This window comes from Pseudomonas sp. NBRC 111132, assembly GCF_001320565.1.
Lineage (GTDB): Bacteria > Pseudomonadota > Gammaproteobacteria > Pseudomonadales > Pseudomonadaceae > Aquipseudomonas > Aquipseudomonas putida_P.
Window position 1 is genome coordinate 1 of record NZ_BCBI01000102.1, and the last position, 11,169, is coordinate 11,169.

General features: G+C 63.0%; 9 protein-coding genes. 3 read left to right on the top strand and 6 right to left on the bottom strand.

Annotated features, from left to right (window positions below; genetic code table 11):
* Positions 1-68: 68 nt before the first annotated feature.
* Positions 69-1,214: a GGDEF domain-containing protein gene (locus APH35_RS27435; protein ID WP_041166473.1), complete on the bottom strand. Its 1,146-nt coding sequence runs from the start codon at positions 1,212-1,214 to the stop codon at positions 69-71.
* Between the two features lie 305 nt (positions 1,215-1,519).
* Here APH35_RS27435 and APH35_RS27440 point away from each other — a divergent pair, with 305 nt between their 5' ends.
* Positions 1,520-1,867, top strand: coding sequence for a hypothetical protein (locus APH35_RS27440; protein ID WP_012271887.1), 348 nt, complete (start codon positions 1,520-1,522; stop codon positions 1,865-1,867).
* Here APH35_RS27440 and APH35_RS27445 read toward each other — a convergent pair.
* Positions 1,812-2,753 carry a LysR substrate-binding domain-containing protein gene (locus APH35_RS27445; RefSeq protein ID WP_012271886.1) on the bottom strand — a complete coding sequence of 314 codons (942 nt, stop codon included), beginning with the start codon at positions 2,751-2,753 and terminating at the stop codon, positions 1,812-1,814. The two genes, APH35_RS27440 and APH35_RS27445, sit on opposite strands and share 56 nt — an antisense overlap.
* 101 nt (positions 2,754-2,854) lie before the next feature.
* Here APH35_RS27445 and APH35_RS27450 point away from each other — a divergent pair, with 101 nt between their 5' ends.
* Positions 2,855-3,814, top strand: a complete 960-nt coding sequence (locus APH35_RS27450) for a DMT family transporter (protein WP_060493312.1) — start codon at positions 2,855-2,857, stop codon at positions 3,812-3,814.
* Between the two features lie 9 nt (positions 3,815-3,823).
* On the opposite strand, the gene pssA is transcribed toward APH35_RS27450, so the two are convergent.
* Positions 3,824-5,152, bottom strand: coding sequence for a CDP-diacylglycerol--serine O-phosphatidyltransferase (gene pssA / locus APH35_RS27455; protein WP_082425864.1), 1,329 nt, complete (start codon positions 5,150-5,152; stop codon positions 3,824-3,826).
* Between the two features lie 180 nt (positions 5,153-5,332).
* Between pssA and APH35_RS27460 the strand changes: the two genes are divergently transcribed.
* On the top strand, positions 5,333-6,340 hold the full coding sequence (locus tag APH35_RS27460; RefSeq protein ID WP_060493313.1) for a GlxA family transcriptional regulator: 1,008 nt from the start codon (positions 5,333-5,335) through the stop codon (positions 6,338-6,340).
* A gap of 68 nt (positions 6,341-6,408) precedes the next feature.
* On the opposite strand, the gene APH35_RS27465 is transcribed toward APH35_RS27460, so the two are convergent.
* From APH35_RS27465 to katG, 3 genes are all read right to left on the bottom strand, one after another.
* Positions 6,409-7,743, bottom strand: a complete 1,335-nt coding sequence (locus APH35_RS27465; protein WP_012271882.1) for an MFS transporter — start codon at positions 7,741-7,743, stop codon at positions 6,409-6,411.
* A gap of 119 nt (positions 7,744-7,862) precedes the next feature.
* A complete protein-coding gene (locus APH35_RS27470; RefSeq protein ID WP_012271881.1) occupies positions 7,863-9,074 on the bottom strand; it encodes a M24 family metallopeptidase in 1,212 nt (403 codons plus the stop codon).
* Between the two features lie 261 nt (positions 9,075-9,335).
* The coding region (katG, locus tag APH35_RS27475) for a catalase/peroxidase HPI (protein ID WP_060515809.1) at positions 9,336-11,169 on the bottom strand (1,834 nt) is incomplete at its 5' end.

The following is an 11,169-nucleotide window of genomic DNA, read 5'->3' on the forward strand; positions in this document are numbered from 1 at the left end:
CCTGCGTCGCCTGAACTACCGCGCGCTAAAAAGCAAAAGCAAAAGCAAAAGCAAAAGCAAAAAACAGACTAGTGGCTAATGTCTGCCATGGGCCGCTCGACAAACCGAATGCTGTCGCGCCCTCCACGCTTGGACTGGTACAGCGCCACATCCCCCTGCTCGATCAACGCCGCCAGGCTCGCCGGTGGCTGGTCGAACAGGTTGGCACCGATGCTCAAGGTAACCGCCTGCGGCGTTGGCACGGTCTTGCAGGCGTACTGCTGGAACTGCTCACGCAGCATCCCACCCAGCTCCATGACCCGTTCACTACTCGCCCCACTCAGCAAGATGACAAACTCATCGCCCCCCAACCGCGCCGCCAGCGAGCGCTCGGGCAGCGCCGTGCGAATCATCTCGCTCAAGGCAATCAGCAAGCGGTCCCCGGCTATATGCCCGTGCAGGTCGTTGACCAGCTTGAAATTGTCGATGTCGATCAGCAGTAACGCCCCAGGTTGCGCAGGGCTCACGTCCTTGAAGAAATGCCCAGCCCGCACCTCCAGCGCTCGCCGGTTGTACAGCGCGGTCAGCGGATCTCGGGCCGCCAGCCGGGCAATCCGTTCCTCACGCCGGTAACGCACGGTTCCCGTCATCGACAAGGCAATCAGCATGATCGCCATCGCCCCCTCGACCAGGGAAACCTGAATGATCAGCCCGCCAAAGGTGGCCAGGTCAATCAACGTACCCGGCGTAATCGCAATGATCGCCTTGGCTACATAGAATGCCCCATGAATCAGCAGCACATAGCGCAACTGCACCGCGCCAACACTCAGCGATCTGCCATGCGGCCGCAACAGGAAACTGGCCTTGAGCGTCAACGCCGCCACCAGCAACGAGTTGACCATCAGCATCACCTTCGACCACTGCGGCCCCACAGGCAACAGCAGCAAGGCGAACCAGACCACCACGATCATCAGCCAGGCACGCGACAAGCGCTCCTGGGTAAATCGCAGCACGCCCATCAGAAAAAAACCGTGCGCGACCACCAGCAAGCCATTGGCGAACCAGATGCCGATGAACAACAAACCGATCCCGCGCAGCAAAGCCAGGATGCAACCGACAGTAATGGTGGCGAAACCGGCGCTCCAGAACAGCAGAGAGGTTTCGCGGACACTGCGCCATTCAATTGCCAGGTACAAGGCAGCGGCAGCAGCCAAGGCAACCGAAATGGTCAACATCGTGGGTGGATCTAGCGCCATATACGCATTGGCCTATCTGGTTAACGAAGAAAGGCCCGATTGTATGCGCTCGTGATGACTTTTCAGAGGGGCCTTGCACGGTTGCCTGCAAATGATAGCCCAGCCCTTGCAGATACCCGTGCGAGCGACATGTCATATTGACATCATCGTGTCATTCGCACCACAAGAACCGCGGTCGTAATGACCACACTTGGTCGGATAGTGCCGTACCGGAAGGGCTGGCCAACTGGCACGAAAGCTGAAGCGTGACCTTTCGCCAAACACTGCCTTGCGGACCAAAAACCATGAAAAATCCTCTGCTCCCTCTGGCGATGACCCTGACCATCGCCCTGCCCGCCTGCGCCGACCAGGTGCTCTCGGAAAGCGCCGACAATACCGTCGGCTATGGCGCTGGTGGCGTCAGCGGCCTGATGATCGGCGCCGCGCTTGGCGGCCCGTTCGGCGCCATCGCAGGTGCCGCCCTGGGCGCCTTTGGTGGTGCCGCCGTGCAACAAGGCAGCGGGCACAGCGACGCGGCCTATGTGGTGCGCCACGACGACGGCAGCACCCAGCGCTACCGTTCGCCGAATGCCCACTTCAAGCCCGGTGATCAGGTGCAGGTGAGCGGTATTCGCCTGGCCCCGGCGCAGTAAGCCGCTGCCCGGACAAGTAACTCACCAGTTGCCGCCCGTGCGAACTCAGGCGCTCCCAGTCACGGAAACACAGGCGTAGCTCCAGGGTGGCCCAGCTTTCCGCCAGGGCCACCCGGCGTACCGGCAGCTCCTGCTCCGCACGCACAGCGGCGGTTTCAGGCAGCATGGCCACGCCTGCGCGCTGTGCCACCAACTGTGCGATTGCCTCAAAGCTAGGCGCTCGCACGCGCACCTTCAGCGGCATGGCCAAGTTCATCGCCAGCTCTTCGACAAAGCGCTGCATCGGCCGCCCACCCGGCAGGCAAATGAACGCGTAGCCCAGGGCATCGACCAGGCGCAGCTGTTCGCGCCCAGCCAGGGGATGGTCGGCGGGCACCAGCATGACCAAGCGCTCGGTGCGAAACGGCAGCGATACCACCCCCTCGCTGGGCAAAATGCCATCGTACACACCGATCTCGCACTCGTTGGCCACCACCACCCGCAGCACGTCCACACTCTTGTGCTCCATCAGTTGCAGGTCGACCTCCGGGTAGTCCGCCAGAAACGGCCCCAACACTGCCGGCAGCAATGTGCTGTTGGACACCGTAGAGGCCGCCAGGCGCAAGGTGGTGCGGTGCTCGCCAGACAGTTGCTGCAAGGTCTCCTGCAGTTTTTGCGCCTCACCCAGCACGCTGCGTGCGCCCTCCAGCACCAGGCGCCCGGAAGGCGTCAACTGCATGCCATCTGCCTTGCGGGTGAACAGCACCAAGCCACAACGTTCTTCCAGCAAGCGCAGGCGATTGCTTGCCGCCGACACCGCCACCGGAAAGGTCGCAGCCGCCTTGCTCAGGCTGCCCGTGGCGGCAATGGCCAGCAGCAGGCGCAGGTCAGTCAGGTCGAATTGCATGCCATTCTCCAAATACGAATGCCCTGTTCTATAAAAAGCGATTCTAGCGCGACAGCCTTCTGTTCAGAATAAGCCTCGCCTTTCTTCCACGTAGGTAACGCATGAACGCATACCGCAGCTTGATACAGCGCCAACTGCAAAGCGGCGCCCTGTACGCCGTACTGGCGGCCCTGGGCTTCAGCTTCAAGGCCATTTTCGTCAAGCTGGCTTACGCCGCCGGGCCGGTGGATGCCATCAGCCTGCTGGCCATGCGCATGGGCCTGTCGCTGCCGCTGTTCGCCTGGCTGGTATGGGCCAGCCGTGGTCAGGGCAGTGCCCCGCTCAACCTGGGTGACGGGTTGCGCGTCGCCCTGCTTGGCCTGTTTGGCTACTACCTGGCCAGCCTGTTCGACTTCTATGGCCTGCAGTACATCAGTGCTGGGCTGGAGCGGCTGATCCTGTTCACCTACCCGACGCTGGTGCTGGTGTTCCAGGCCATTGCCCTGCGTGAACGGCCGAGCCTGCGCACTTTGTCGGCCATGGGCCTGTGCTATCTGGGGCTGGGCATTGCCTTTGTCCACGACATCAGTGTCGCCGGGGTTGGCCAGCAGGTGGTGCTGGGCTCGCTGTGGGTGTTCGCCAGCGCGGTGACCTACGCGCTGTATTACGCCGGCACCGGCATGATGCTCAAACGCATGGGCTCGATGCGCCTGGCCGGGTTGTGCGGTACTGCCTCCTCGCTGATGGTGCTGGCGCATTACCTGATGGTGGCGCCGGTCGGGCAGTTGTGGCAGTTACCGAGCGCAGTGTGGGTGAATGCCGGGCTGATGGCCGTGTTTTCCACGGTGCTGCCGATCTACTGGGTAGCGTTGGCGATCCAGCGCCTGGGGCCGACCCATACAGCGGCGGTGGGTAACCTGGGGCCGGTACTGACGGTATTGGCCTCATGGGCGATCTTGAATGAAGAGATTTCGCTGTACCAGGTAGTGGGGCTGGCGGTGGTGCTGTTTGCCGTATCGCGGCTCAAGCCCCGAGCCAAGAAGGACATCGGGGCCGCGCCAGGCAAAGGTGCCACTGCCTGACGCAAGGCCTCAGAGCACTCGCTTGATCAACGGTTCCAACCGGCTAAAACGCAACCGCCGCAGAAGTTTGCGTACTTCCTTGGGGTGTTCGGCCTTCACCCCCAGCGCCTCTGCCGAGCCAATCTTCGGCGCATGCCGGCGCAGTGCGTTCAGCTCCGCTTCCCGTGGTACCAGCCACTGCCCTTGCGGGTCATCGATCAGCAGGCCGTTTTCCAGGTCCAGGTTGAACCCGCGCGGGTTCAGGTTGTTACCGGTCAGCAGCGAATAGCGCTGGTCGACCCACACGCCCTTGGCATGAAAGGTATGCCCCGGATCGTTCCAGATCCGCACTTGCAACTGGCCGCTGGCAATCGCGGCATGGCGGCGCCTGGCGAAGGCACGCAGGTTGTCTTCGTACAGATAAGGCAAGGCGCCACTGGCACTGAACGGCTCACCGGGGGCGATGTAGAAGTCATTGGCCGTGCGGTCACCGACCATCAGCTCAACTTGCACGCCCCGCTCAAGCGCATGGTCAAGCTCGCGCATCACCACCCGTGGCGGGTTGAAATACGGCGTGCTGATGATGATCTGCGTGCGCGCCGCAGCCAGCAACGCGCACAGCGCCCGGTTCAGCGGGTTGCCACGGCCCACACCCAGCAGCGGGATCACCCGTAGCCCCTGCCCCGCAGCGCTGGCCGGCGCCTCGTAGGCCATGCGCCGCAGCCGCGCGCGCAAACGCCGAATGTCGCCGCGCAAGTTGCGGGTAGAGGGCGGCGCCGGCAGGTCGAGACGCGGTGTGGCGGTGGGGTGCAGCAGACGCTGCACCAGGCCGACCATGGCATCGGCCAGCTCAGGTGACTGGAACAGGTGATAGCGGTCCAGGCGATAACGGTCGAAGCGGTGCAGGTAGACGTTGTTCAGGCTGGCGCCGGTGTAGATCACGCAGTCGTCGATGATGCTGCCCTTCAGGTGCAACACCCCGAACAGCTCGCGAGTCTGCACGGGCACACCATGAATGGCGATATCCAGCCCGCGCAGCTGGCGCTGAGCCTGGTACCAGGCAGCGTTGCCCGGTTGACGCCCGCCACCAAGCAACCCGCGACGGGCGCGGAACCAGTCGACCACAATGATGATTTCCAGGTTAGGGCGCGCGGCCTTGGCCTGGTACAAGGCATCCAGCACTTCCTGGCCGGCCTCGTCTTCCTGCAGGTACAGCGCGACGATGACGATGCGCCGGGTTGCCGTGCGGATGCGGTCGAACAGGCAGGTGCGATAGGCCTTGGCATCAGGCAGCACCTGGATCGACTCGGGCGCCAGGGCGTAGCCTGGCAACGCCGCCAGCATGGATTCGGGGTTCACGAACGATCACCTTCTGTGTGCAATCACTGTCGGCCCTGCCAGTTGGCGGAGCCATTCCTGGCCGCTGCGCACGGGGTGTAAGATCAACCCGGCAACGACCCATAACAACAAGAACCACGCGAGGCTGTATTTCTCACTGCCCCTGACGAACAATGCCTCAGCTTGCACAGGAACAGCGCAATGGTCCACCCCGCTTCTGCAAACCTCCCGCCGTCTATTGTAAAGAGTTGTTCCGTAAAGACCTTCGGCTTTCTGATTTTGCCCAACTTCACCACCATCGGCCTGGCGTCGGCGGTAGAAACCTTGCGCATGGCCAACTTGGCCGCGCGCAAGCCGCTGTTTCGCAGCGTGCTGATCGCGGCAGACGATATGCCGGTAGTGGCCAGTAACGGCATGCGCGTATTGCCCGACTACAGCATCGCCAATGCCCCCGCACTGGATGCCCTGCTGGTGGTCGGCGCCAACCCGATCGACCGCAGCCGTGGCAACCGCCCGCTGATCGACTGGTTGCGCCAACTGGCCCGCCAACGCTTGCCACTGGGCGGCATCTGCACCGGCAGCTACCTGTTGGCCAAGGCCGAATTGCTCAAGGGTTACCGCTGCACTATCCACTGGGAAGACCTGCCGACGTTGCAGGCCCACTTCCCCGGTATCGTGATCTCCAGCCAGCTGTTCGAATTGGACCGCGACCGTTATACCTGCTCGGGCGGCGTGGCGGCCATGGACATGATGCTGCAACTGGTTGCCCGCGAACCCGGTGGCCAGGACATCGCGGCCAAGGCCGCTGAGCTGTTGCTGTGCGACCGCGTGCGCGGGGAGCGTGAGCGCCAGCGGGTACCGCTGCGCACCCTGCTGGGTAGCGCTCAGCCCAAGCTGAGCCAGGTGGTGGCGATCATGGAGGCCAACCTGGAGGAACCGTTGGGGCTGGAGGAGTTGGCCAGCCTCAACGAGGTAACCGTGCGTCAGCTGGAGCGGCTGTTCCACAAGTACCTGCAACGCACGCCCAGCCAGTATTACCTGGAGCTGCGGCTGTCTCGGGCACGGGAGTTGCTGCTGCGCAGTGACGTGCAGGTGCGCGAGGTGGCGCTGGCCTGCGGGTTCAGCTCGCCGGCGCATTTTTCCAAGAGTTACAGCCGGTTCTTTGGTTTGTCGCCGTTGGGGGAGCGGCGGCAAGCTTCGTTGCATTGATTCAGCATTTGCAATGGCTTTACCGGCCTCTTCGCAGGCGTGCCCGCGAAGAGGCCGGTGCAGGTTGGTCAATCCTCCAGGGCCGTGTGGGCCGTCTCCCGGCACATCAGCATGGCCACCAGAGCAACCAACGCTGCCGCCAGCAAATAACCCGCCGGTGCCAGCTTGCTGCCGGTCACCTGTATCAACCAGGTTGCAATGAACGGCGCTGTCCCGCCAAACAGCGCATTGGCCACATTGAAACTCAGGGCAAAGCCACTGAAACGCACACGGGTAGGGAAGATTTCCGCCAGCAGGCACGGCAAGGTCCCGTCATTCATTGCCAACATCGCCCCGAAAACAATCTGGATCGTCAGAATCACCAGCAACGGCTGCCCGTCGAGCAGGCGGAACAACGGCACGGTCAACCCCAGGAACAACAGCGAAGCCACCACCAGCATGGTCTTGCGACCAAACTGGTCGGACAGCCGCCCCATCAGGAAAATCAAGCCGATGTACGTGGCCAGCGACACCGTCGAAGCGATGAACGAATCCCGCTCGCTCATGCCCATTTCACTGGACAGGTAGGTCGGCATGTAGCTGAGCAGCAGGTAGAACGCCACCGCGTTCAGGCAGGTGACACCAATACCGATGGCCAGGCTGCGCCGGTGCTGGCCCAGCAGTTCGCGCAGCGGTGTCGGGGCCATGCCGGCCTTGTGCTCCAGGCGCTGCTCCATCTCCAGGAACTTGGGCGTGTCTTGCAGGCTCATGCGGATGTAGCGCCCCACCAGGCCGAACGGCGCGGCCAACAGAAACGGCAAGCGCCAGCCCCACTCGTGCAGAGCCTCATTGCTGAGCAGCTCGTGCAGCACCGCGACGAACGCCGCCCCGAACAGCAGCCCCGCCGCCGTGCTGGCCGGCACGATGCTGGTGTACAAACCCCGCCGGCCAGGTGGCGCGTATTCCGCCAGGAACGCCGCAGCACCGGCGTACTCGCCCGAGGCGGAAAAGCCCTGCACCAGGCGTATCAACAGCAACAAGCCCGGCGCCCACAGGCCGATTTGCGCATAACCGGGCAACAGGCCGATGCAGAAGGTGGACACCGACATGATCAGGATCGACCACGACAACGCATTGCGCCGGCCATGGCGGTCACCGAAATGCCCCCAGACAATGCCGCCCAGCGGGCGTACCAGGAACGACAGGGCAAATACCGCAAAGGTCGCCAGCAGGCCGGTGGTCTTGTCGGTCTGCGGGAAGAACGTGGCGGCGATGATGGTGGCCAGATAGCCGTAGGCAGCGTAGTCGAACCACTCGACGAAATTGCCCATGAAGCTGGCCCGGGCGGCCTTGCGCAAGGCCTGGCGTTCGGTGTTGTGCGCAGGGCCTTCGAAGGTGGAGGGATTCAGGGTGGTGCTGGACATGACGGGGTACCCTCTGGTTCTTTTAATTGGAGGCAGGGTCTTGTGGTCATACAGTGTTTTTTGTTGTCTGGGGCTGGCCTTCTTCACGGGCAGGCCCGCGAAGAAGGCGCCACCTTTCGTTATTTGCGAATGATGTTGTGCTCCGGCCCATACGGGAACTTGGTGATGTTCTCGGCGCCATTGTCGTTGACGATCAGGATGTCATGCTCGCGATAGCCCCCCGCCCCCGGCCGCCCTTCGGGCAGCATGATCATCGGCTCGATCGACACCACCATGCCCGGTTCCAGCACCGTGTCGATGTCCTCGCGCAGCTCCAGCCCCGCTTCGCGGCCATAGTAGTGGCTCAAGGTGCCGAACGAGTGGCCATAGCCGAAGGTGCGGTACTGCAGCAGGTCGTGGCGCAGGAAGATCTCGTTCAGTTCCCGAGCGATATCGCTGCAGCGCATGCCGGGGCGCACCAGTTTCAGCCCGGCTTCGTGCACTTCGACGTTGGCCTGCCACAGGCGGAGGTACTCGTCCGGGCAGTGGTCGAGGAACAGCGTGCGCTCCAGCGCGGTGTAATAGCCGGCGATCATCGGGAAGCAATTGAGGCTGAGGATCTCGCCCTTGCCCACCCGGCGGCTGGTCACCGGGTTATGCGCGCCATCGGTGTTGAGCCCGGACTGGAACCAGGTCCAGGTGTCCATCAGCTCGGCCTCCGGGAAGCGTTTGGCAATTTCCCGCACCATCGCCTGGGTGGCATGCAGCGCCACCTCGTACTCGGGCACGTGCTCACGCAGGGCCTCGACCACCGCCGCCCCACCGATATCGGCCACCTGTGCACCGTGGCGGATAAGCGCCTGCTCCTCGGCCGACTTGATCATGCGCATGCGCATGCACGGCGCACCGATGTCCACCAGCTCGGCTTTGGGGTAGCAGGCGGCGAGTTTGCCGTGGTTCTGCAGGTTGAGGTGATCATGCTCCACGCCGATACGCGAGGCCAGCGGCAGTGCTTGCTGGATGGCGACGAAGTAGTTGTCGCGCTGCCAGTCGGTGTAGACGATGTTGTCGGTGCCGACCGTACGCCGCCAGGGCTGCCCGCCATCGATGTTGGCGCTGATCGAAACCACTTTGTGCTGGGTGATCACCAGCGCATAGGGGCGACCGAACGAGCAGTAGAGAAAATCGCTGTAGTAGTTGACGTTGTGGTACGAGGTGAAAATTGCCGCCTCGATGTCCTGCTCGGCCATGTAGGCCCGCAGCCGGGCGTGGCGGGCCGCATATTCCTGGGCGGAGAAGGTTGGCTGCACCTTGTCGCCATTACGGATTTTCAGGGTCTTGGGCATTTGCATGGTCGGGGTTCCTTGTCGTTGTGAGCACGCTGTTCAGGCCGGCCGCCTGAGAAGCATTGCAACAGAACCGACGAGGACGTTTTTGTATCTATCCGACCTGGAATTGGCGGGATCGCCACTGGCCCTGGGGGCTGCTTTGCAGCCCCTTCACGGCACAAGGCCGCTCCCACGGGTACCGCACAACCTTCTGGATTGCGCAGTACCTGCAGGAGCGGCCTTGCGCCGCGAAAGGGGCGCAAAGCGCCCCCGCTTCAAATAACACTATTTCAGGTCAAAACGATCCAGCTCCATGACCTTCTGCCAAGCCGCGACAAAGTCCCGCACGAACTTGTCAGCACCATCACTACTGCCATACACCTCGCTCAACGCCCGCAACTGGGCATGCGAACCAAACACCAGATCGACCCGGCTACCGCTCCACTTCACCTGCCCTGTCTTGCGGTCACGGCCTTCAAAGGTTTCATTGTCCGCCGAGGTAGGCTTCCACTCCACGCTCATGTCCAGCAGGTTGCGGAAGAAGTCGTTGCTCAGGGTGCCCGGCTTGTCGGTGAACACACCGAGCTTGCTGCCGCCATGGTTGGCGCCGAGCACACGCAGGCCACCCACCAGCACGGTGAGTTCCGGCGCGGTCAGGGTCAGCAACTGGGCCTTGTCCAGCAGCAGCTTCTCGGCCTTGACGCTGTAGCGGGCCTTGCTGAAGTTACGGAACCCATCGGCCAGCGGTTCCAGCACGGCGAACGACTCGACGTCGGTCTGCGCCTCAGACGCATCGACCCGGCCTGGGCGGAAGCCCACGCTGCCACTGTAACCGGCATCCTTGGCGGCCTTTTCAACCGCTGCGGTACCCGCCAGTACAATCAGGTCGGCCAGGGAGATTTTCTTGCCGCCGTTGTTGAACTCGCCTTGGATTTTTTCCAGTGCCGCCAGCACCTTGTCCACACCCTGGTTTGCAGCCCAGCCCTTCTGCGGCGCAAGGCGCAAGCGGGCGCCATTGGCACCACCACGTTTGTCGGAGCCACGGAAGGTTGACGCGGAGGCCCAGGCGGTGGAGACCAGCTCACCCACACTCAAGCCCGAGGCCAGCACCTTGGCTTTGAAGGCCGCGATGTCTTGCTCGCCGATCGTGGATGGGTCGGCTTTGGGCAGCGGGTCTTGCCACAGCAACTCTTCATTGGGCATTTCTGGGCCCAGGTAGCGTGCCAGCGGCCCCATGTCGCGGTGAATCAGCTTGTACCAGGCACGGGCAAAGGCGTCCGCCAACTGGTCAGGGTTGTCCTTGAAGCGGCGGGCGATCGGTTCGTAGATCGGGTCGAAGCGCAGCGCCAGGTCGGAGGTCAGCATCGACGGTGCATGCTTTTTGCCCGGATCGTGCGCGTCGGGCACCGTTCCCGCCCCTTTGCCCTCTTTCGGCCGCCACTGGTGTGCGCCCGCCGGGCTCTTGGTCAGTTCCCACTCAAAGTTGAACAGGTTATTCAGGTATTCGTTGCTCCACTTCGTCGGGGTGGAGGTCCAGATCACTTCCAAGCCACTGGTGATGGCATCGCCGCCCTTGCCAGTGCCAAACTTGTTGGCCCAACCCAGCCCTTGCAGCTCAAGGCCTGCCGCTTCGGGCTCGGGGCCCACGTTGTCGGCGGGGCCGGCACCATGGGTTTTGCCGAAGGCGTGGCCGCCAGCGATCAGCGCCACGGTTTCTTCATCGTTCATGGCCATGCGGCCAAAGGTTTCACGGATGTCCCTGCCCGAGGCTACCGGGTCGGGGTTACCTTCCGGGCCTTCCGGGTTCACGTAGATCAGGCCCATCTGCACGGCGGCCAGCGGGTTCTCCAGGTTCCGCTCGGCCGACAGGTCGCGGTTCTGTTCCTCGCCATGCTTGGCAGGCTCGGCCACCAGGTCACCCTGGCCTGGCGCCTGCGCCTTGAGCTGATCCTTGCCGTAGCGGGTGTCGCCGCCTAGCCAAACCTTTTCCGAACCCCAGTACACATCTTCGTCCGGCTCCCACACATCGGCGCGCCCGCCAGAGAAGCCAAACGTCTTGAAGCCCATGGACTCCAGGGCAACGTTGCCGGTGAGCACGATCAAGTCGGCCCAGGAAATC

What these genes read in the sequence shown, in the direction of transcription:
- APH35_RS27435 (WP_041166473.1), bottom strand. Translation starts at nt 1,214, where the DNA reads ATGTTGACCATTTCGGTTGCCTTGGCTGCTGCCGCTGCCTTGTACCTG.
- APH35_RS27440 (WP_012271887.1), top strand. Translation starts at nt 1,520, where the DNA reads ATGAAAAATCCTCTGCTCCCTCTGGCGATGACCCTGACCATCGCCCTG.
- APH35_RS27445 (WP_012271886.1), bottom strand. Translation starts at nt 2,753, where the DNA reads ATGCAATTCGACCTGACTGACCTGCGCCTGCTGCTGGCCATTGCCGCC.
- APH35_RS27450 (WP_060493312.1), top strand. Translation starts at nt 2,855, where the DNA reads ATGAACGCATACCGCAGCTTGATACAGCGCCAACTGCAAAGCGGCGCC.
- APH35_RS27460 (WP_060493313.1), top strand. Translation starts at nt 5,333, where the DNA reads ATGGTCCACCCCGCTTCTGCAAACCTCCCGCCGTCTATTGTAAAGAGT.
- APH35_RS27465 (WP_012271882.1), bottom strand. Translation starts at nt 7,743, where the DNA reads ATGTCCAGCACCACCCTGAATCCCTCCACCTTCGAAGGCCCTGCGCAC.
- APH35_RS27470 (WP_012271881.1), bottom strand. Translation starts at nt 9,074, where the DNA reads ATGCAAATGCCCAAGACCCTGAAAATCCGTAATGGCGACAAGGTGCAG.